The 19,151-nt window shown below is 55.2% G+C and carries 23 protein-coding genes; 5 read left to right on the plus strand and 18 right to left on the minus strand.

The features are described 5' to 3' along the window. The 13 genes from BV071_RS10610 to BV071_RS10680 all read right to left on the minus strand — a co-directional run bounded on the left by BV071_RS10610 (nucleotide 1) and on the right by BV071_RS10680 (nucleotide 10,119). Nucleotides 1-753, minus strand: a complete 753-nt coding sequence (locus BV071_RS10610; RefSeq protein ID WP_035606210.1) for a hypothetical protein — start codon at nucleotides 751-753, stop codon at nucleotides 1-3. After that, nucleotides 750-1,046 carry a hypothetical protein gene (locus BV071_RS10615; RefSeq protein ID WP_035606213.1) on the minus strand — a complete coding sequence of 99 codons (297 nt, stop codon included), beginning with the start codon at nucleotides 1,044-1,046 and terminating at the stop codon, nucleotides 750-752. The genes BV071_RS10610 and BV071_RS10615 overlap by 4 nt, the downstream gene beginning before the upstream one ends. A gap of 116 nt (nucleotides 1,047-1,162) precedes the next feature. Then, the gene (locus BV071_RS10620; protein WP_035606216.1) at nucleotides 1,163-2,017 is read right to left on the minus strand and encodes a hypothetical protein; all 855 of its coding nucleotides are present in this window, start codon (nucleotides 2,015-2,017) and stop codon (nucleotides 1,163-1,165) included. Nucleotides 2,018-2,154: 137 nt separating this feature from the next. Then, on the minus strand, nucleotides 2,155-2,607 hold the full coding sequence (locus BV071_RS10625; RefSeq protein WP_035606220.1) for a hypothetical protein: 453 nt from the start codon (nucleotides 2,605-2,607) through the stop codon (nucleotides 2,155-2,157). A 12-nt stretch (nucleotides 2,608-2,619) separates the two neighbouring features. Continuing rightward, nucleotides 2,620-3,402 (minus strand): S49 family peptidase, encoded by a 783-nt coding sequence (locus BV071_RS10630; protein ID WP_035606222.1) that lies wholly within the window; start codon nucleotides 3,400-3,402, stop codon nucleotides 2,620-2,622. Nucleotide 3,403: 1 nt separating this feature from the next. Continuing rightward, complete coding sequence (locus tag BV071_RS10635) at nucleotides 3,404-4,792, minus strand: phage portal protein (RefSeq protein WP_035606224.1); 1,389 nt, start codon at nucleotides 4,790-4,792, stop codon at nucleotides 3,404-3,406. Between the two features lie 267 nt (nucleotides 4,793-5,059). Further along, a complete protein-coding gene (locus tag BV071_RS10645) occupies nucleotides 5,060-6,742 on the minus strand; it encodes a terminase gpA endonuclease subunit (protein WP_081885921.1) in 1,683 nt (560 codons plus the stop codon). After that, on the minus strand, nucleotides 6,678-7,292 hold the full coding sequence (locus tag BV071_RS10650; protein ID WP_265594314.1) for a hypothetical protein: 615 nt from the start codon (nucleotides 7,290-7,292) through the stop codon (nucleotides 6,678-6,680). Before BV071_RS10650 ends, BV071_RS10645 begins: the two co-directional genes overlap by 65 nt. A 5-nt stretch (nucleotides 7,293-7,297) precedes the next feature. After that, nucleotides 7,298-7,750, minus strand: coding sequence for a hypothetical protein (locus BV071_RS10655; protein WP_035606236.1), 453 nt, complete (start codon nucleotides 7,748-7,750; stop codon nucleotides 7,298-7,300). Further along, nucleotides 7,747-8,196 carry a hypothetical protein gene (locus BV071_RS10660; RefSeq protein ID WP_035606238.1) on the minus strand — a complete coding sequence of 150 codons (450 nt, stop codon included), beginning with the start codon at nucleotides 8,194-8,196 and terminating at the stop codon, nucleotides 7,747-7,749. The genes BV071_RS10655 and BV071_RS10660 overlap by 4 nt, the downstream gene beginning before the upstream one ends. Nucleotides 8,197-8,577: 381 nt before the next feature. After that, entirely contained in the window at nucleotides 8,578-8,781 is a 204-nt protein-coding gene (locus BV071_RS10670; protein ID WP_265594315.1) for a hypothetical protein, read from the minus strand. Between the two features lie 38 nt (nucleotides 8,782-8,819). Next, complete coding sequence (locus BV071_RS10675; RefSeq protein WP_265594316.1) at nucleotides 8,820-9,425, minus strand: hypothetical protein; 606 nt, start codon at nucleotides 9,423-9,425, stop codon at nucleotides 8,820-8,822. Between the two features lie 289 nt (nucleotides 9,426-9,714). Continuing rightward, nucleotides 9,715-10,119, minus strand: a complete 405-nt coding sequence (locus BV071_RS10680) for an HNH endonuclease signature motif containing protein (protein ID WP_035606250.1) — start codon at nucleotides 10,117-10,119, stop codon at nucleotides 9,715-9,717. A gap of 165 nt (nucleotides 10,120-10,284) precedes the next feature. On the opposite strand from BV071_RS10680, the gene BV071_RS10685 reads away from it, so the two are divergent. Then, nucleotides 10,285-10,686, plus strand: coding sequence for a hypothetical protein (locus tag BV071_RS10685; protein ID WP_035606252.1), 402 nt, complete (start codon nucleotides 10,285-10,287; stop codon nucleotides 10,684-10,686). 3 nt (nucleotides 10,687-10,689) lie between these two features. Continuing rightward, nucleotides 10,690-10,896, plus strand: a complete 207-nt coding sequence (locus tag BV071_RS10690; RefSeq protein ID WP_035606255.1) for a helix-turn-helix domain-containing protein — start codon at nucleotides 10,690-10,692, stop codon at nucleotides 10,894-10,896. Between the two features lie 1,164 nt (nucleotides 10,897-12,060). Here the strand turns inward: BV071_RS10690 and BV071_RS32800 are convergent. Together BV071_RS32800 and BV071_RS10700 are read right to left on the minus strand one after the other, a co-directional pair. After that, entirely contained in the window at nucleotides 12,061-13,455 is a 1,395-nt protein-coding gene (locus BV071_RS32800) for a collagen-like protein (RefSeq protein WP_075090884.1), read from the minus strand. Beyond that, nucleotides 13,455-13,796 carry a hypothetical protein gene (locus tag BV071_RS10700; protein ID WP_035606258.1) on the minus strand — a complete coding sequence of 114 codons (342 nt, stop codon included), beginning with the start codon at nucleotides 13,794-13,796 and terminating at the stop codon, nucleotides 13,455-13,457. Before BV071_RS10700 ends, BV071_RS32800 begins: the two co-directional genes overlap by 1 nt. A 48-nt stretch (nucleotides 13,797-13,844) precedes the next feature. Between BV071_RS10700 and BV071_RS10705 the strand changes: the two genes are divergently transcribed. Next, nucleotides 13,845-14,645 (plus strand): hypothetical protein, encoded by an 801-nt coding sequence (locus tag BV071_RS10705; RefSeq protein WP_035606260.1) that lies wholly within the window; start codon nucleotides 13,845-13,847, stop codon nucleotides 14,643-14,645. Nucleotides 14,646-14,708: 63 nt separating this feature from the next. Here the strand turns inward: BV071_RS10705 and BV071_RS10710 are convergent, their stop codons facing one another. From BV071_RS10710 to BV071_RS10725, 3 genes are all read right to left on the minus strand, one after another. Further along, nucleotides 14,709-15,893 (minus strand): tyrosine-type recombinase/integrase, encoded by a 1,185-nt coding sequence (locus BV071_RS10710; RefSeq protein WP_035606264.1) that lies wholly within the window; start codon nucleotides 15,891-15,893, stop codon nucleotides 14,709-14,711. Between the two features lie 296 nt (nucleotides 15,894-16,189). Then, nucleotides 16,190-16,597, minus strand: a complete 408-nt coding sequence (locus BV071_RS10715; RefSeq protein ID WP_035606267.1) for a hypothetical protein — start codon at nucleotides 16,595-16,597, stop codon at nucleotides 16,190-16,192. Nucleotides 16,598-16,946: 349 nt separating this feature from the next. Beyond that, nucleotides 16,947-17,387 (minus strand): hypothetical protein, encoded by a 441-nt coding sequence (locus tag BV071_RS10725; RefSeq protein ID WP_035606272.1) that lies wholly within the window; start codon nucleotides 17,385-17,387, stop codon nucleotides 16,947-16,949. A 245-nt stretch (nucleotides 17,388-17,632) separates the two neighbouring features. On the opposite strand from BV071_RS10725, the gene BV071_RS35305 reads away from it, so the two are divergent. After that, on the plus strand, nucleotides 17,633-18,118 hold the full coding sequence (locus BV071_RS35305) for a hypothetical protein (RefSeq protein WP_265594317.1): 486 nt from the start codon (nucleotides 17,633-17,635) through the stop codon (nucleotides 18,116-18,118). Next, entirely contained in the window at nucleotides 18,115-18,549 is a 435-nt protein-coding gene (locus BV071_RS10740) for a hypothetical protein (protein ID WP_035606281.1), read from the plus strand. The genes BV071_RS35305 and BV071_RS10740 overlap by 4 nt, the downstream gene beginning before the upstream one ends. Nucleotides 18,550-19,151: the final 602 nt, after the last annotated feature.

Here is a 19,151-nt window from a genome sequence, read left to right on the forward strand (position 1 = left end):
TCACACTTCGCGGCTTCTCTTCTCCAAAACCTTTTCAATGCGCTTTAGCTGATTCGCTTCCGTTGCTCTCAACGCGGCCCGGGCCTTGCTCTCTGGCAAATTGTTGGAGGTATAGCGGCACTTATTGAAAAGGGTAACGATTGAATCGAAACCCCGCTTAAGAATGGAGGAAGTGCCAAGAGACGTTGCCTTGCGGAGCCATGCGGGAAACCTTGTCTTGGCCCCGATATTTTCACCGCATTGAACCCAGCCCGACTTGGCCGTGCCTGCTGTTAGTAGCTTCTCCTTCCTGATCGCGCTTACTGCTCCCGGATCTGTGAGGTTAGTGATTTGGGGACTACGCACGCGGCCCTTGCTATCGCGCAAGCTCTCCAAGTGCTGGCCCGAATCCGTGGCTTCCACGTCCCGGAAATTGGCCAAGGTTCCTCTAACGATGCGTTCCGCCGCTACGTGGTCTCCCTTTTCGATTGCCGCGCCGTATGCACGGGCCTTGCGGGGGCTGATCCGGCGGAGTTCGTTGTAGGTGCGCGCCGTGGATGAGTAGGCCAAGCTAATATCTCGGGACACGGCCATTTCGCCAATCCGCTTCGCCTTCCCTGTTAGTCCATAGGGTTCCGTCCGCATGGCCAGTTGCCTTGCGCCTGTCCGCGCTAGTTCCTTCACGGCTTCCTCAGCATCCATGCCAACCGCTTTGGCGTAGCGCCTCAAAGAGCTTTCCAGTTCCTTGCCTCCTTGTAGCGAAATTTTAATCACGCCTTGAAGTCGGAAACCAAAGTGAAACTAGTGAATGTCGCCCCGGTCCTTACTCGGAGAATGCGCCATGCCGCGCCGTCTTTGGTGACAGTGCGGCCGATTAGCGCCGCCGGGTTTGCTACTAGGGACGTGGTAACAGTGAAAACGGCTTCATTGTCGGGCTCAAAGCCGCCAAGGTCCTTGTTATCCGCGTATCGGGCATCGTTCCAAACCCCTGCCACGGCTCCGCCGGGGAACACCAAAGAGGTTTTAGGAATGAGGTTGAAGCCTGCGGAAAGAAATTCTGAGAACATACAGAGCGGGCCCCGTCAAAGCCGCCCCGCCGAATTAGTATTCATTTGTAAGCACGAAAAAGCCGCCCCCTTGTGAGGGGCGGCCCTTCTGCTCAGCTAAGAGCCTGAAAAAAAACTCAAACTGTCTTCACCAATTTGGCCTGTGACGCATCGCCAACAGCCGCACCAAAGAGAACGTCGAACGAACCCCAAGTGTTACGGGAAGCGGTAGAGCCCCAAACGTTGAATTGAACTGCAAGGCCAAGGTCCGGAACCTCGAAGACTTCGGAACTGAGCATGTCAGCAACCGGGCCAGAGTATTCAGGAATAGCGCTGGCAATTGCCAAGGCTCCCTTGGTTGCGCCGAAACCAACGATCTTGGTTCCAGCGGAAGCGAAGCCTGCGCCAGAGTGATCGAACGTATCGAAGCCATAGGCCCCCGTGCTACCAAGAACGTCGAAGGAAGTAAGGTTGGTGCCGATGAAGTTCTTGAACTCGGAGTCAGCAAGAACGCATGCCTTGTTAGTGCCGCCAACAGCGCCCCAAAGGGTCTTCAAGTTCGCTTCGGACATTGCGCCCGGCGTAATGCCGGTAACTACTGCGGTTCCGTAGTTCGCCTCGGTGATCTTGGCAAAAACGGCATCCTCAATCGCCTTTGCAACCACGTTCATATTGATTTCGGCCAAGGACTCCAAACGGGTGCCTTTGCCGTAGTCAGCGGAAGTGATGTAGAAGCTCTTTGAAATGTGGTTGAGCGCAACTGCGGCGTTGGTCGCCGTGGTGTCGCCGGTTTCAAAGTTGGTTGGGTTGGTCTGAACTGCGGAGGTAGCAGTGTAGACGGGAACATTGATCGTGCGGGAACGCTGATCGCGGACTTCGTCGGAGAAGTCAGTAGAGAAAGCCTTAAGCCAAGAAAGCTTGTGACGTAAGACGGATATACCCTTTTGGGCAAGGACGCTGTTAACCAGCGCGGAATCGAAGGTATTACTCAAAATAGTAAGTAGTTAGAGATTTGTCGGATTTGTGGTCCGTATCTCTGAGGCCCTGTCAAAACGCTCGGCCCCGAAACGACAAAACCCGTGGGTTTCCCCACGGGCCTTGAACGTATGCACCAAATAAGAGTAACCGATTAGCCCGCCTTTAAGGCGCGAGCAATTTCCTGCTTGTTGGCAGCGTAGAACTCAACGAGTTCGCGCCCCTTCAAGCCCTTGAAAGTTTTAATGAGGTCCGGGGCCGCTTCCTCTTCCTCGACGATCTCAAGCGGTGCATGTCCCATCGCGGCCACTTCGTGCGCCGCTGTTGCCGCCACTTTAGAATCGAATTCCGCAGCATCGCGTGAGGCTTCAGCTAGAGACACGTTAAGCGCCTCAATGGTTGCGGCCTGCTCCTTTGCTAGAGCATCGGTGCGGGTGAATTCCGCAAGGAAAGTCGCCGCCGATTCCTGCGCCGCTTTCGTTTCCTCCTGCGCTCCTAGTAATTCGGCCTTTAATGCCTCATGCTCCTCAGTGAGAGAAGCAAAGCGGGTTTGAAGGTCGGCAAGCGCCGCCTCGGATGCGTTGATTTTGGTTTTAAAGAATCCCACAGTAAAAATTGGTTAACTATTCTGTTCGTTTGTCAAAACCACTAGCTCTCGGAGCCTTTCAACTGCCGTGGCCTCGCTTCCCAGTTCATCCACTAAGCCAAGGGAAAGGGCCCTGTTGCCGCTATACCATCCTGCGCGCCAAACCTCAGGATCTATTCCGGGACGGTTCGCCGCTACGTGGTCTTGAAACTCCTTGCCCGCTTCATTGATCCCATCTTGAAGGAACTGCTTTTGCTCTTCCGTGAGGCTGTCTAGGTGGCCAGTGGCCTTGAGGGTTGCGCCCTCGTTCGTTATCGCATTTAGGGAAACGCCAAGATTCGCCATCATGGCGCTTGTGTCCGCGTAAACGAGTATGGTGCCGATGTTCCCAACCGTGGCGGAAGGGCTCGCAACCATGTAGTCAGCGCCGCACGCGATCTTGTAGGCCGCACTGCATGCCATGCCGTGAACGAACGCGACAACCGGCACGGAAGCTTCCGCGATCAATTGCGCCACCTCGATACAACCCGCAACGGTGCCGCCCGGGGAATCGACATGAAGCAAGATAGCTTTTGCTCCCTCGGCGCTGATCTCTGCGGCAAGGTCGCCGTAATCCGTGGCCCCCAAGTCTTTCTCAACTGGTGCGGCATCCTGCAAAAGCGGGCCATGAACCCAAACGTGCGCAATCCCGGTTTCGTCCATGGAGAACGTGGGGCGCTTGTTAACAAAATAAGAGAGGTCCAGGCCCTCTTTGGCCTGCTGTAATCGGGCGCGAAGGTTGGCCGCGCCCTCTGTGGTGATTTCAAATAAATTCATATTAATTTAGAGGGGGGTCGATAGGGAACCCGTAGCGTTCTGAAACTTCCTTTCGGATCTTGATTCTTAGGGCGTCCTCCTCGGCACGTTCCCTGATGTGATCCTCTCTAGTTCTCCCTTCTTCTGCCAAAATCTGGGTGAGGTTCTTCATTCCCAGCTTTATTTCCTCTCTCAAACTCGCGGAATCGCGGCCAAGGTCGATGCTGAGGCGGTTTGAACAGCTAAGGTTCCAGTTCCACCACTGTTTGGCCGGCGCGAGAATCCCGGAGTCAATGGCCTTGCCCAAAGCAAAGTTAATGATGCGCTTTGCAAGTGGCTTCAAGAGGCTCTGTCTGTCCTCAATGGCCTTGCGGCCCTGCAAAAGGGAAATGCGGTCTGCGGTGCCGTTGCCTTGGGCCATATTGACCAAAGAAAGCGGCCAGCCGGTGCCGGTGAGGCTGTCTCTAATCAAACGATCATGGAACGCCTGCCAGTTCTGGCTTGGTCTGTTATTGGCTACTTCCTCAAGCTTGCTGCCGTCGCCACCCTTGAAGAATTTCACGGTGCCGCCCTCGAAGCTCTGGCAAGAAGGAGTGCCATCGGAACTATACTCAATCGTAACGTCGTCCGGGTCGGGGCCGCCGTAAGGGTTTGTCTCAACGAAAGCCAAAGAAGAGAGAAGCAATTGAGCCGCCATTTCGCGCTCCCTACTCTCGGAAATATCCCGAAAGGCTGACACGGCGTGGGAGAAGAGAGGCAAGCCGCGTGATTGATCGACAAAACTAGGATCAAAAACGTGTAGGAGGTCCCGGGCGCTTACGTCGGAATCCTCTGAACCGTCTTTTGCTTCTCCAAGAACGCGATACGCAACCGCTCTGCCTACCTTGTTAAAGATCACGCCTTTGCGGATGCGAAGTCCCTTGTAGCCGCCTGCTGCCACTCTGGCCGCGTTGTCACGCTGGCCGATCCTGTGGGCGGGAATGCTTTGAATTTGTGGAAAACCGTTGGTCTCCGTTAGAAGAATCCACCCATCGCCATCGCGGTCGATAGCTACAGACGTGAGGTAAAGAACGGTGTTAAAGTCGAATAGCGGCCCGCGCACTTCGCAAAGCTCCATCCATGAAGACAGCCAAGCTTTCGCCTGCTCTCCCCATGCGGTGTCTTGCCCTTGGAATTCGGGAACGAAGCTGCCGGAAACGCTGTAGGTAGCCTTTTGGTCAATAGTGCCACGGACAACGCCAGAGTTGGCCCACAAGCGGCGACTTGCGCCAACCACGGTGGCCCAATCTGCTTGGCTAACGAGTTCGTCGAAGTCACGGGCTGCGCTGCTCTGCCACGTTCTTTGACGGGACGGACGCGCCGCTTCCATGAACTTTGTTTGCTGTCCGAATTGATCCAAAATTAAATTCATATGATGCTGCCACGGATGCGGCTAACAGCCGGGGTGGAAATCAGGGTGAGGGTGTAGCTCAAGGTGTTGGCCCAAGCCGCCACGGTGAGAGAACCAGCGGACATGTTCACGCTTACGCCGTTTGCCGTGACGCTGGCCGGGCTTGCGCCCTTCCCCTCGGCAATTGCCGAAATTGCCGCGTCTAACCAATCTTCTATTTGGGCTGTCTTGGTTTCGTCATTGCGCGCCCAACGCGCTAGGGTTTTTGCCAAAGTAATATCCATTCGTTTATGCGGCCTCTTCGTCCTGCTGGTTTGTCAAAAGCGGGTAGAGCTTGTGCATGGTGGCCCCAATAATCTGCATGGCCTCCAAGTCGAAATAGTGGTTGTGGTCCTTTATTTGAACCCAACTCATTCCCTTTGCCGTCTGCTTCTTGATCTCGGAATTGAGGCTGTCCAAATACTGCTGGCCAACGTCTGAGGGAACCTCCCAGAGCGTGCCGTTGCCCTGCTTGAGGATTTGCAAAATGTCTTTGGCCCCGGCGCTGCTGTAGTTGGTGACGCGGGCAAGGCCCTCTGTTGTCTTGTAATCCACAGGCACGGAGTAAATCCGGCGGAACTTGTTTCCCCTCCGATCGGTGACGGGAAAGGAATCCTCGCCGCGTCCGTTCAGGCCAAGCCAACCGTATTTTGCTAAAGCGGCCTTCACTTCCTCCACCCGATAGGCGCTATCAAGGAAGACAGCCTTGCGGTGAATGTTCCACTGCTCCCGCTTCGCCTCGATCTCGTGGAAGTGGAGAAACTGGCCGCGATCCAACAGACGCGACTCGCCCGCCCTGTTCCACGTTCTGACTACATACCAAAAATTATTCTTCTGCACGTCCACGGTGAGAATCGTTAGGTCCCACTGCTCCGACGTTCCTAGTAGGTAGCCGCCGGTATTGATCGGCACGGCTTCAAGCTCCTCAAGCTCGGTCCATGCCTGAGCAAGGCGCTTTTGAAGGAACTGTTTCAGGGGCGCGAGGTCGCCGCGTTTCTTGGCAGCATTGGCCGTGTTCCATTCATCCCTGAGCTTGGCCCAAGGAATAAACCAAACGGCAAGGGCGTTGTAGGTGAAGCAAACGTGCCCCGCCTTCCCCTTACTTATGAATACGTATTCGCCGCTCGATGCCATGGCGCGGCGGTCTATCGGGTTGTCGTCCCAACGGTGTCCGCAAAGCCCCTCGCCAAGGCTCCCTTGGCACTGGTAGTGCGGCGATTCCTCGCCTTCCCATTTCAGGTTTCCCCATCGCCACGGTTGGCGGGTGGAACATGAGGGACAAACAAAAGAAAATTCATAAAGCGCCGCGTCCTCGCATGCGTTCTCAAAGTCTTCGCCTGAGCTTCCGCCTTGGGAAACAAGAACTACCTTTGAATTGAAACGGTCATGGGTGCGGCGGCGGGCCTCTTGCAATAGACTCTTTTTGAGCATCCACGCCTCATCCAAAACAACGAGGTCACAGGATTTACTTTGAAGGCTCGATAGGTTCGCCCCGGCAACCCAGAGCGGCATATGGGGAAACAGAATCGCGCCTTTCGTTACCTTGTGCCGGTCCTTCGGCCAAAGGGGCTTGATAAGGTCGCAACCTTGAAGGCAAGGAAGTAAGCCGGAATCGAACCAGTCCTTACTGTCGCCCTCAGTCTGGGAGACGAACAAGGCGGGCCCCGGCTTCTCTGCCACGGTGTAGCACGCAAGAACCTCTAGCAGGGTTGTTTTGCCACTACCTACCGGAGCTTTTACAATGATCTCCGAAGCGTCGTTGCCGGTGATCGCCGCCAAGGGAGCCACTAGCCAAGGGGTTTGCCTTAGGTCGGCAAAGGTGCTGCGGGAAGAGCGGGGCAAGCGGACATGCCGCGCCGCCCAAGTTTCAATCGTTATTGCCTCCGGGGGACGAATCCCCTTCGCAAAGGCTGTTGCTAATCTTGCTATCATCTGCCGCAGCGGCGGCGTCAAAGTCGGTCGCAAGATCGGTAAGCACTGCGGCCACGAACTCGCGGACAATGGGAATCATGGCGGCGGCGGCCAGTCCCTCCAAGCGGGGCGGAAGCTCCTTTTCAAGGCGGGCCAGTTGGCCCTTGGTCCTGTTAGCCAAAAACAATAAGGTTTCCTCTAGGGCCGGGATGGAAACCAGTTCGCCGCGAGCCTGAGCAAGGGCAAGCTCCGCCTTGTCGGCCTGTGCCTGCTTGTGCCGCGTGTCCTGCCGTAGCTTCTCGGTCTTTAGCTCCTTGATCTCTTCCCCGCCTGTTGGGCCTAAATTGGCCCTGTAGGCTTCCACGGCTTCCGGGTCCTGTATGTCTACCCCCTCGGCCTTCCAACGCCTCAGCGTGCGTTCTGTGGTGCCGTAGAGGGTTGCCAGTTCGGCTTGGGGACGGACGGACACCGGAATTTTTGGTCCTGTCGCACTGACTTCCAAGACTCGGCACTTTTGGCCGCTTTTAGTGACTTCAAGAGATTCCTTTAGGTCTTCTTCTACTATGTTCATCGTATTTACCCCTCTGGTGCCACCTCAATGAGTACCCACGCAATTCTTCCATTGGTCCAAACGTCAAACTTGATCGTTCCCACTCCGGGCGCATCAAAGGTTTCGCGATAGCAGCGAGGTTCACCAATGCCGCGCTGCGGCTCTGATCCAAACAGCTTCGCAACCCGCTCCATGTTATACTTAATCAAAGGTGGTAAGCGGCTCGGCTCGGAAAGATCCCGCTCGGCAAGTTGGAAGGACACGGAGACGGGGCCACGCGGCGCGCCTTTGAATAGGTGCAAGTTCTCCTTCATTATGGAAATTCCAGCGGATGCAATTTCTTCTTCTACTATGCTCACCGTATCATCCCCAATTTTCAACTTCTCCACCTCTATCTCTAGCTTGTGCATATCCCACGTGATCGAAACCATCACAAGCGTCTGTAAAATTATAACGATAATGTCTGCAAATTCCTTCATAGTTCCCTCAATAGTTTCTCAATCATTCCCCTTATTACTTCGGCTTCCTGTGCGTTCAGGCCGCGTTCCTTCGCGGCAAGGATCTCGGCTTGGAGATTCCCCACCTTAACGATTGGGCTGCTTGGCTTGCTTGCCTTGGGGGCTTTGCGCGGGGGCGCGGGCAGCATGCCGTTAGCAACAAAAAATGTTTTATCCACGGGGCGCTTTGCGAGTTGGCGAAGCTTGCGGGCTTCCTCTGCGGCTGGCCCGGGCTTCATCCCTAACGAGTCGGCCACTACGTCAACGTAACTGCTGCGGGCCTCCTGTTGGAGTCCTTCAAGGTGAAGCGCGATCTCGGCAATCTCGCTCACTAGTGCTGCAATCTCCGCCTTCATTTTGGCCCGGCGGGCGCGAATGGCCGCGTATTTCTGGGAAATGATTCCCGCTATGTTCTCTTTTAAATTCATACTTAATGCGTTGCCGCCTCCGTTGCTCCTGCAACTACCTTTTGGCGGGCTTCTCTTGCTTTGGTTACTCGGTCCTCGCCCTGCATTAGGGCGGAAGGCGGAAGGCCCGCCATGCGTCCGAACTTCTTTGCATGGTGGCTGATTGTGCCGCTTGAAAGCCCAAGCTCGCGGCCCTTCTCTCTCATGGTGACATTCCCAGAAACGGAGATTAAACCAAGGGCATACACCACGCCCCAAGCTGCGGTCCCGGGGTTGTCGGCTTCCGTAATGTAGGACATTGCCAAGGAAATGAGGCGAAGGTAAGCGAGGCTGGCCTCGCGGTATTCGTTGGGCTCCCCGTCTGGTTCTAGGTAATCTACGGGGGTCCTAGTATCAATTGGCTCAAGCACTGCGTTTCTCCTTGAGTTTGGTTAGAATGCTCTCGCGGTTGCTCTCGTAATACTTGCGCTGATTCTCGCGGATCGCGTCCCTGTTCGCGATGTAGTAGGCGCGGCGCTTCTCGATCTCTGCGGCGGCTGCTGCTTTCTTCCCGGCGCGGTAGCCGCGCTGGTAGTCGGTCATGTTCTGTATGGTTCTTTTCTTCATGTTATTTGACAGTTGGACTGTTGTATTTGGCCTGTTCATTAGGCAATTTTCTCTTCTTTAAGGATGCTGTTAAACTTGCGTCTGTTGGCCACTACTGAGAGCGGCTGTAAATTGGTGAAGTGCGCGGCCATTCTCTCCTCCCTAGGGTCTGTTAGGTCGAAGGAACTAAGGGGGCGCTTGTGGTCGATTTCCCAGAAGCTCGCGTAATTCTTCCAAGACATGCCTTCGTGGAACTGGCGTTCAAGATGCTCCCGAAGCTCTTTCGAGTCGCAACCAAGCAATGAGCAATGGTCAATTCCAAGGACGAGGCTTTCCCAAGTGCATTTCCTGATACTGTTAGCCCTTGCAAACTTGGGGTCTTTGCTGAAGCGGTCTGCAAGATAGGTGGCTTTTGCCTCGGCGTTCTCTTGAAACTTGCTCATTCCCTCTTGAAACCAAATCGGCAAGGTGAACTCTCTGGCCTCATAGCAAAGGACGGTATTGTAGCCTCGGCTTGTGGTGCCGACTTTGACCAAAAAGCCCTTGTTTCTCAGGCCATAAGGGGTCGTCCCCCACTCGTTCAAAAAGTCATTAGCAAAGGTGGTAGTGTCTTCCCAATCGGTGTCCGTCGCCATGGTCTGCCAGCGTTGGTTGGCTTCGTCCAACACGAGAAAGCGAAGGCGAACGCGCCCGCGTTTGGGGGTTGTGAGTCCTAAGAATTGGGCCGAATAATTTCCGTTAGTAAAATGGTATCGCATAACTACAGATAATTACCCGGATTTCCTCGGCAGGTGAACTCCCTCAGTAAAATAAAACAAAAAAACTGATTGGAACTCATCGCCCGGTCCCCTGATCCAAGTTAAATAATTGTTCATGCTTCTACATACCCACCCACCCGGGAAAAAACTGAAACTTTAGGCAAAAAAAGATCTCTGCCCGAATTTGTATTCATACTTAGTCCCCCTGCTTGCGGGGGCGGCGGCGGGCCTGCTTCTTTTTAGCCGCCTTCTTTGGTTTGGCTTCCTTCGGCTCCTTGGGTGGCTTCTCCGCCTTCTTGCGGGCCAGCCTGATCTTTCCTTCCGCCCTCCCCTTTTCTATGTGGCAGGCGCGGCACAAGCATTGAAGGTTTGAAGCATCACAGAAGAGACGGGCAACGTAGGTGTTCCAGTCAACAAAGCCCTGTGTTGGCTCCACCACGGGGGACACGTGATCCACCTCGATTTCCTTGTTAGGGACGATCTGGCCGCAACCGGCGCACGAATACTTATTCCGCGCCACCCGGGCCGCCTGCTTTACCTTTGTTCTTGCGGACCACCTAAGGGAGGCACGGCGCAAGGCATTCAAAACGAAATCATGCATGCCCGGCGGGCCCGTCAAAGCTGCCCGGCAAAAAAGTTTCCCGCCCAAGAAAGCGCTTGAAGCCGCGCCGTTAGTGGATTCCCGAATTACTTAACAACTGAATCCCCATTTGTTAAACATGTATTATCTTGACTAACGCAAGATAACGATGCATAACGGAGGGGCATGAATAACACTAAAGAGAAAAAGGCCCCGACCAAAGCAAAGCCCGAAGTGATGCCTTGGCATCGGGATTACAAGCGCATGGCGGCGGCGGAGGCGGCGGAGCATTGCGAACGGGTGGAGAACGCTTGGGATACTATTTGCGGCATCGGCAATTCACAGTTGGAGGCTTACGGCTTCAACGATGAAAGCGCCGAGTGGGAGCAATGGGGAATCCTCTGCTTTACCGCTGAACAAGCCGAGTTGTTCCTTCCGCCGCTGAGTAGCCGTGACCGGGACAATCACCTCAGCGAGGAACTGAACGACATTCACAGCTTCTGGGAAGGCATGCGCGAGCGGTTCCCCGACTACTGCGAATGCGAACTGCGGTTGCTCGAAATGATCCTCTTCACCTTCCGCCCCTGATCCATGACCAAGAGTAAGAACAAGAACGAAGCCGCGCCCCCGGGGCCTGCTCCGCGCCTGATCGACATTAAGGAAGCAAGCAAGCTCTGGAATTTGCCGGTAACGGCTATTCGTAAGAAGGTCCACGCGGGCAAGCTGCGGCCCTTCGTTGGGTTCAAGTCTTGGCGCTTCCTCGAAACGGATATTCTGGGGGCGTTGGAGAGGCTCTAACGGGCGAGGTAGGAACAAAGAAAGCATTGGCGCAAGAATGGCGGGGCCTGCGGGCTCCGCCTTTTTTGTGCCCTGATCCAAGGAAAGTCCCGCATTGGCTCTAGGATCAATTCTGAGGGGTTTTCCGGGCCTGAGCGGGAGAAGAGCAAGGGCTTTCCTTTTTGGTGCCTCAGCAATCAAAGGAAGATTCACTAATGATGCCCCGGCCCCCTAATACTAATTCTTTAGTAATTGCTGCCGGGCGCGGCTGTTTCCCTTTTGGTGTTTCAACAAAGAAGGGAGAATGAAACGTGATCGCCCCGGCCCGCCTGCTCTCGGGTGCTGTAATAACAAAAGTAGAATCTTGGTTTGTGAGGTGGCCCGCGCCCCGGCTCTTCCTCGAAATCTTTTCTTTGATCCATCCCAAGGGCGAATGCCCGTTATAAGCGAAGCGCCAAGCCAAAATGCAATGACGGCGATTGAGTCTTTGCGAATCCCTTCGTTGGTTAGGCATTTGCCGGTTTCCAATGGAGCGGAAGCGACTCCTTGCGCGGTTGCTGTTACTGCGCTTGCAAGCAAGCTTGCCCTGCCGGGGGCGCTTCGCTTTTTAAGGTTTAACTAAGGTAATCGTTTTGCCTCAGTGCCTAGCCCCTGCTCCGCCGGGCTTCTCAAGTTTAACGAACTCTCTTTGCTTCGCGAACCAAGTTCATACTCAGTTCCGTTAGTATAGAGGTCCCCCATTGGACGAAAACCTTTAGAACGGGCGAAAACCTAACCGGCGCGCTGTCTAAAGCTGACTCGGAGAACCAAAATCGGGTTTGAATCTGGGGTCGTTAGCGGACGTTTGCAAGTTGGCCCATTACCCCAACCGGTTCCCGGGGCTTTCCCCCTTCGTGCAAAGAGCGGCAGTCAGACTTTTCCAGCTTTCGCCGGTCCCTCTCGATCCGCTGGCCTGAGTGGCCCCAATTATCCAGCCTCATGCTGGCGCTAACTATCTCCTACGTGGTGGAACTCGCTTTTCCCTATCGGGCCGAATTCCTACATACATAGTTACCCCAATTAGACGAAAATTCCTGAAAATTATTCATCTTTCTTCCACTTTTTTTCCTGCAAATGCATAACAACGCAAGATAACGCAGAAAAAACGGCCCGCCAGTTTCCCGGCAGGCCGCATTTGAATTTTTATTAGCTGGCCGTCGTCAGGCTCCGAATCCGGTAGGTGTTCCAGCGGCAACCGTTGCTTGCCCCTGTGGGGTTGTAGGCGCTGAGGAATGGCGTGGCTTCCGTGCCTGCTGAAGTGCCGGACGGGCCGCCGCTGATCGAAGTTAGCGCCGTGCCGTTGAGCGTGGCCGAAAGGGTTCCGGCGTAATAATCCAAAACCAATTCGTTAAAGTTGCCCAAGGTGAACGCAACAGCCGTGCCGGTTGTAAGCGTGGTGCCGTTATGAGTCTGTAGCGCGATCCTTGGCGCGCCGCTTGCGTAGGTTAATTTAAACCCGAATCCTTTCTTGGCTGGCTCCGACGTGCCGCCGGTTGAATCAAGGAGAGCATAGCTTGCACTGCTCCAGAAGCGCCCCACGGCGTTCCCTAGGAAGCCTCCGAAACCCGCAGCGGAAAAGCTAATGTATAGACGATGGCGGCGGTCAAAGTTCATTGTTGAATGACTGTCGCCCGGGTAAATCATCGGACTTGTAACGTCGTTCGTTCCCGCAAATCTAACGATGGCAAAGCCTCCAGAAGTTGCGCCCGAATCCAGCATGATGCTGCCGGGTGTTGCTTGTCCCCCTGCATAGCCGATTGCCGCGCCGCTAGTGGTCTGCACGGAGTTGGAAACATACATCATCCAATCGCGCACGGGACTAACAAGGGTGCGGTAGTCCACAAGATCGCGGTTCATTGCGTTTGTGCCCGTTGCCGCGCTCTGGTTCTCAAGCCTGAGGTTCAAGAAGCTTTCCGCTGAACCATCATCCAAGAAGTTAAAGTTCCCGCCGTTGGTGGTGAGGTAAATTCCTTGCTCCCCGGTAATCGCTACGGTGTCGGAAGTGGCAATGTCAATGTGGTCGCTGCCGTTTGCCTCAAAGCAACCAAGAGTAACCAAGTTGCTAGAGCCGGTCCACGCGCTTAGCGCCGTGTTCTCGACGTTGTTTAAACTAAGGGCGGTTTTCAACGCATTGGCCGCGCCCCCGGTGAACGTATAACTTGAGGTTCCAAAGGTAAGGGCACCATTGAAGGCACGGGTAGCCGTGATCGTTTCGTTAGTGTTGCCCTTGCTGTAGTCGGTTCCTGCCGTGGCTGCTGCCACAAGGGTTCCTGTGCCCTTTAAAATGCCCGTGAGGTTGCTTGCCGTGGTGCTGCTGACTTGGTTGGGGCCTGTGGCTCCCGTCGCTCCTGTGGCCCCTGCGGGTCCTGTTGCGCCTTGCGGCCCTGTGGCTCCCTGCGGGCCAGTGTTGCCGATTGGCCCTTGTGGTCCTTGCGGGCCGGTTGCTCCCTGTGCGCCATCGGCTCCCGCCTGTGCTTCCGTGAGATTGATTGAGAAGACGGCGGGGCTGTCTTCAATGTTTATTGTTAAGTAATCGCTCATTAGCGGGACACGTCGGGGGTAAGGGTGAAGGTGCCGGAAATCGGCGTGAGAACGCGACCACTGGCCAAGGTTAGTTGAACGTCGAAAACGTAGGTGGAGGCGACCATGTCCAGAATTGCCGGAGCCACGGAAAACTTGCCCTCAGTCGGGGCCGTGATCGTGATGCCGTTGCCGGTGCTGAATTCTTTGGCTACCTCGGGCGACGTATGGGAACGGCGGAACTGCATGAGGATTGCCGCCCCCGTTAGGTCCAATGCCTCATCGTTAACCAAGATTTCCACTTGGCTCCAACCGGCCCAAGTGTCGCCGCGCTTCTGGGTGATAGAAATTGTTTCCGCCATTTCTGGCGGGGCGTTGTCAAAGGGGATGCTCTATGTTAGGCCGGTCCCGTGAAATCCCGCCTTCTTGCCCTCCTCCTCCTACTCGTAGCGCTCGCCGCAATTGCTTTCCCTCTTTATTGGTCCGTTAAGCTGGAAAAGGAATGGAACGCATGGGAAGCGCCACCGCAAAACCCCACGGGTCAATCAAAGCTAGCGAAGCTCGCGCAACTGGGGGACGCGTTCGGGCCGTTCAACACAGCGTTTGCAATGCTGGCTTTCGTAACCGCGATGGGAACCCTTTGGGGCCAGCACAAGGACGCAAAGGAAGCGGAAGAACTTCGCAGGAAAGATGCCGACCAAAGGACCAAGGACAAAGAACACGAAGACAAGAGGCACGCCGGTTTGGTGGCCGCTCAAACGCGGGTAGCAAAAGTGAGCGGTTACACCTCACTTTTGAATTTCGAGCTTAGCCGCCTTGAAGACGTTTCGGAGGAACTGGCGTTTTTGCAGCTACTCAGGAACCGCTGTGTTACCTTTGGCAACAAGTGGCGCGAAAGCGAGAACCACGAAAGCAGAGCTAACGCTAACAGTGTCTTCGTCGATGGCCCTAAGCATCTAACGCCGGAGAGTTACGACGAGATTGTAAATCTCTACAAGACGGCTGCTGATCTTGCGGCGAGAACTTGGCTCGCGCTCCGAAAACGCGAAGACAACAGGGAAGAACTTGAAACCGATACACGCAAGGCGTTTAAGAAGCTCTGCGGCCATTTGGACGAAACACTTAAACAGGCGAAGGAGCGGCGGAACTCTCTGAGCGAAGGAATGCAAGACTTGCGGCAAAAGCTGGAACTGGAACTCAAGCTTGAATAGCGCCCAACAAAAAGGCCCGCCATTGCTGGCGAGCCAATGAAGCAAAAGAAGGGAGCCGCGCCCCTAGCTGGCCTTGGGTTGCTTTGCCAGCCACTTCCTCAATGCCTCCACCTTCACGCCCTGAGCCTTGGCGAATGCCTCCACGTCATCGGCAGCCGTGCCAAGAATAAGGCCGCCCATGTCGATAACAGGGGCCTTTGTGAGGCCCGCGTAGGTGTCCATTGTAAGCTTAATGTCCGCGTGGCCCAAAAGCACGGAAGCCACGCCTACGCCGTGATGCGTGAAGACGTTCGAGCCGAACTCCTTCCGCAAGCTGTGCAAGGGTTCCGTTGCGGTGATTCCCTTTGTTTTCAGCCACGCATTGACGCGCCTAAAGGTTTTGTCTTTCCGGGAAGCGCCCCTTCCGCTGCCTGCCAATAAGTAAGGGTCAAACTCGCTTGGATTCATCTTGGCCCTGATCGCCAGAAGCTCTTCCGCAAGCGCTTTGCTAATTGGGATATTTCTGTTAGCGCCGCTCTTTGGCGTAAAGTCATCCTCTTTGCGAACATTCAGAATCGCGTGGTCCTTCATCATGCCAAGCCACGCAACCCGCGCCTTGTCTATTTCGTTCTTTCTCAGGCCAGCACCAAGGGCAAGTAGCACCGCAATGGCTTCATCCGGTGGCAAGGCTCTAGCGTCTTCCCAGATGGCTTTGCGCGTTGCCTCTGGCAAGGGTGTATAGGGATTGCGAACCGCTCCCCCTAGTTCCATCCCAACGAAGGGATTGGCGACCTTCACGCCTTGGGTGTTGTAGAACTTTAACGCTGCCGGTTTCAGAATGGCTTTCACCTGCTTGATTTGGCCAATGACCTTTTGGCGGTTCTCGCTGGTGAAGCCCATTCTATCCGCGTTCAAGTCGGCAATGGTGTTTGCCTTGGCGTGCGCCATTAGGCCCTTGAGGCTGCTAACGTTCGTTGAAAAGGTAACCTTGCGAATCGGCTTTGCGCATTGGTCCACGTATTTGCGGTAAAGCTCCTTCATTTCCTCAAAGGTCGGGCTCTCCCCTTTCTTAATGATTTTCTTCCCGTGAAGCTCTTCCTTCGCAGCGTCCCAAGAACCCGTTTCCTCTAGCGTTGTTAGAAAGCGGTTGCGGCGGGTAACGGCCAGCCTCTTGTCATCTGTTAGAAGGGACGTTTCATCCTGCCTTCCCTTCTGCGGATTCTTGGCCTGCACGTAGTAGGTGGAGCCGCGTTGCTTCAGGGCCTTCATGGTGGGATCTCGGATTAAGGGAAATTAAGGGAAACCCTCAGAATGAAGGGGAAACCTTGGGGTTCAAATCCACGAAACTGATGTACTTCACGCAAGGAATTTCCCTTAAATTTTCCCTTAAACCTTGGAAACACGCGGTTTTTTAGGCTAACGGAAGCAAACGGAGAAAAACGCTAAGTCTCTAAGTATCAGCATTCCCACCCAAAATGAAAGCGCTCCCATCAATTTAGTAAACCAATGTTCTATCCGTTGAACTATGGGGACGAGGCGGCGGATTCTCTTGGCCCGGGGCGGTCCTAGCAAGTGGGAAATGGCCCGTCGAGTCCTTGGGAACTCGCCTTGTGGAGTTTCCGCCAGCGCCACCCAAGCCGCCCGATCCAAGCCAAAAAGAACGGAGCGAGCGCGGCACCGAATGTGATCTCCGAAACCTTAGGCCCGTTCAGTGCCGCCAAGCGTCCCTTCCATGCTTCAACGTCCAACGGTCCCGGCTCCACCCACTCAAGGGAGAAGCCGTCGCTCACGGCGTCCGACGTGACCAGGAAGAATTTGGCATCGGCGGCATGCACCTCGTAGGCGCTGCCGGGAATGAAAAGAACCGCCCCGGTTCTCGTCTGGTAGGAATCCCAAGCGGCCCACCCCATGAATACCAAGACGAGCAGGCCAAACCAAAAGGATTTCCAGCGGTAGATCGGGCGCGGGGTCATGAGCTTTTCTTTTGCTCCCGCTTCCAGTGCCAGAAGAGCCAAGCGGACCAAGAGAGAGAGAAAAGGAGCAGAAGGAACCAGTAGGCAAGTGAACGTGTCGGCAATTCCGAAAACCTCACTCCAATTTCGTCTTCAAAAAGTGGATCGCGCCACACTTCCAAGTGAAGCTTGTCGAAGTTGAGAGATTCCCAACTCACTCCGAGCCGTCCGCCTTCACTCCATGCCGCGCCCTGCCGAGGTGAAACCAAGGCGGAGGTGTAGCGGTACGAATCGCTCCAAGCCCAACCAAGGGACCCCAGCACGAGGACTCCTAACCAAAAGGACTTCCAGCGGTAGAGCGGGCGCGGGCTCATGAACTTTCCTTTCGTTGCTTCTGCCTAACCCAGCGCCAGAAAAGGAATCCGGTCCAGCCGAAGAGAAAGGGAAATATTACCGACTCGTCAGGCACGAACACACCGACCAAACCCTTCGTTTTCACCATCGAAGGAAGGCCCGGGCCTACGCTGTCTTCCTCTGGCTTGGCCTCCCGCTGGACGAACTCTTCCCCCGCCGTCCGGGGGGCCGAATGAACAAAGAAGGACACTTGGTAGATTCTGTCCCAGTGCCAATTGGAAACATTGATGGAGGTAAAGTTGCGGCGGGAATCATCCGTTGCCCACACCATAAAACTCAAGGTGAGCAGGCCGAACCAAAAAAACTTCCAACGATAGAGCGGGCGCGGCCTCATCTGCTTCCTGATAGCTTTTTCTCCGCAGGTCGCCAAGCTTGCGGGGTGAAGCTTGCCCAGCATCCGTCTCTAGCGCTCTGGTTTGGTTTGCCAATCGCTGCGGTCTTTCTCACATGGGCGAACTACTTTTTGTTTTTCTGTCCCGTTTACGTTGAGTCTCCGAGCGGCATTGTAGAGCTATCCCTCCCGCGATCACTTGAGGAAAGTTCGCTGTTTCTCATTGTGGAGGCTGTGCAAGTAGCCGTGGCCCTTCTCTGGCTCGGATTCTTGATCTGGCGTGCCCACCTCCTGAAGCACAGCGTCGTTCTATGAAGCTTGCCCTACATCGTTCGGTTACGTTCTGGTCCGGCTTGCTGGTGATGGGGTTTGTTTGTTGGGCGTGGTGGGATTCTATCCACCCAAGATTACCGACCGACTTGCCGGGGAACTTACCAAGGGTGGCCAATTACCAGGGCGGCATCTGCATTGATTACCTCTGTCCTTACATGGCTCAGGACTTCGGAATGGGGGTGGCGACACCTTGGAAGTGGCAAGCAGAAGTGCTGCCGACGCCGTATTTCCGAAGCCACGCAGCTTGGAATAGGGAGGAGTTCAACTTGATCGAAGAGCGCATCTGTTCGGGAATGCCTTTCACCCGGGAAGAGTGGATGTTGCAGGCCCTGGATGCGGCGGCGGTTGGCGCTTGGCGGCTGTTCATCCCCCATTGGCTCATCCTGCTTGCGGTCGCCGCCCCTTGGCTTGGTTTGCTCTTCTGGCGCGCACGCAGGCGGAACAAAACTGCAATCATCTCATGAAGGCCGCTCTCCACCGATCCGTTACGTTTTGGGCCGGCTTGCTGGTGATGGGGTTTGTTTGTTGGGGTTGGTATCGATCCAGCTCCTTCTTGAATGCAGGCGGTAACAGCTTCGTTTACCTCGGGAATATCGGCTCGGGCATTTTTGTTTCCCATGATGAGAAGAAGTCACCCGACTGGCATTGGGTGGACGAACCCATTACCGGAGGAATGCCCCTGCGCATCGCGCTACCTAGCTTCGCGATGCAAACGAACGACATGGAAAGGCCTTTTGTTCTCGGTTCCCGTGACGAAGTCATGGCCTCTACATGGCCGGGAGCATGGGTCGCATTCCTCCCCCATTGGCTCATCCTCCTTGCGGTCGCCACTGTTTGGCTGCTTTTGCTCTCCATACGCGCACGCAGGCGACGCAAAACTGTAATCAACCCATGAAGGCAGCCCTCCACCGATCCATTACCTTCTGGTCCGGCTTGCTGGTGATGACGTTTGTTTGTTGGGCTTGGCGGGATTCTCTCAGAGCAGTGACGGCAGTCAGTGTGGGTTCCATGAGTGTGGGTAACTCATTCGGGGGCATCAACGCCACCTACCACCCGTTGAGGACGGCCCCTGTTTGGATTCGGACGAATGTTCGGGGCCGGGCTTTGCCATTCCGTCCTCAATTGTCATTCATTCGACTTGGCCCCTCCGCGAGCCTGGACCGATTCGACTACTATAGGTTGGAGAGCGACGGTCGCACCCTAACCCCATTGACTCCCGAAGCAGCTTTCCTGAGCGAGGTTCTGGTTGGGCCAGTGCGTGAATCGTGGGGTTTGTTCATTCCCCACTGGCTGATCCTGCTTGCGGTCGCCGCCCCTTGGGCTGGCCTGCTTTTCTGGCGGGCGAGAAGGCGGGCTGCAGCAACAAGATCGTGACGAGCCGTGAGAAGGCGAGCATAGGACGGGCTTTCAGCCCTTGATTGCCTCTTATGATCCGGACCTGGGCTGTTAGCCCAGGCTGCTATCGGACGGGCCTTTGGCCCTGAAGAGATGACGGAA

Origin of the sequence: Haloferula sp. BvORR071 (assembly GCF_000739615.1) — a bacterium.
In the GTDB taxonomy this organism is placed as follows: domain Bacteria; phylum Verrucomicrobiota; class Verrucomicrobiia; order Verrucomicrobiales; family Akkermansiaceae; genus Haloferula.

Excerpts from the sequence above, each read along its gene's own strand:
- BV071_RS10615 (WP_035606213.1), bottom strand. The coding sequence starts at position 1,046 with ATGTTCTCAGAATTTCTTTCCGCAGGCTTCAACCTCATTCCTAAAACC.
- BV071_RS10630 (WP_035606222.1), bottom strand. The coding sequence starts at position 3,402 with ATGAATTTATTTGAAATCACCACAGAGGGCGCGGCCAACCTTCGCGCC.
- BV071_RS10635 (WP_035606224.1), bottom strand. The coding sequence starts at position 4,792 with ATGAATTTAATTTTGGATCAATTCGGACAGCAAACAAAGTTCATGGAA.
- BV071_RS10645 (WP_081885921.1), bottom strand. The coding sequence starts at position 6,742 with ATGATAGCAAGATTAGCAACAGCCTTTGCGAAGGGGATTCGTCCCCCG.
- BV071_RS10650 (WP_265594314.1), bottom strand. The coding sequence starts at position 7,292 with ATGAACATAGTAGAAGAAGACCTAAAGGAATCTCTTGAAGTCACTAAA.
- BV071_RS10655 (WP_035606236.1), bottom strand. The coding sequence starts at position 7,750 with ATGAAGGAATTTGCAGACATTATCGTTATAATTTTACAGACGCTTGTG.
- BV071_RS10660 (WP_035606238.1), bottom strand. The coding sequence starts at position 8,196 with ATGAATTTAAAAGAGAACATAGCGGGAATCATTTCCCAGAAATACGCG.
- BV071_RS10670 (WP_265594315.1), bottom strand. The coding sequence starts at position 8,781 with ATGAAGAAAAGAACCATACAGAACATGACCGACTACCAGCGCGGCTAC.
- BV071_RS10680 (WP_035606250.1), bottom strand. The coding sequence starts at position 10,119 with ATGCATGATTTCGTTTTGAATGCCTTGCGCCGTGCCTCCCTTAGGTGG.
- BV071_RS10685 (WP_035606252.1), top strand. The coding sequence starts at position 10,285 with ATGAATAACACTAAAGAGAAAAAGGCCCCGACCAAAGCAAAGCCCGAA.
- BV071_RS10690 (WP_035606255.1), top strand. The coding sequence starts at position 10,690 with ATGACCAAGAGTAAGAACAAGAACGAAGCCGCGCCCCCGGGGCCTGCT.
- BV071_RS32800 (WP_075090884.1), bottom strand. The coding sequence starts at position 13,455 with ATGAGCGATTACTTAACAATAAACATTGAAGACAGCCCCGCCGTCTTC.
- BV071_RS10700 (WP_035606258.1), bottom strand. The coding sequence starts at position 13,796 with ATGGCGGAAACAATTTCTATCACCCAGAAGCGCGGCGACACTTGGGCC.
- BV071_RS10710 (WP_035606264.1), bottom strand. The coding sequence starts at position 15,893 with ATGAAGGCCCTGAAGCAACGCGGCTCCACCTACTACGTGCAGGCCAAG.
- BV071_RS10715 (WP_035606267.1), bottom strand. The coding sequence starts at position 16,597 with ATGACCCCGCGCCCGATCTACCGCTGGAAATCCTTTTGGTTTGGCCTG.
- BV071_RS10725 (WP_035606272.1), bottom strand. The coding sequence starts at position 17,387 with ATGCTGGGCAAGCTTCACCCCGCAAGCTTGGCGACCTGCGGAGAAAAA.
- BV071_RS35305 (WP_265594317.1), top strand. The coding sequence starts at position 17,633 with ATGAAGCTTGCCCTACATCGTTCGGTTACGTTCTGGTCCGGCTTGCTG.
- BV071_RS10740 (WP_035606281.1), top strand. The coding sequence starts at position 18,115 with ATGAAGGCCGCTCTCCACCGATCCGTTACGTTTTGGGCCGGCTTGCTG.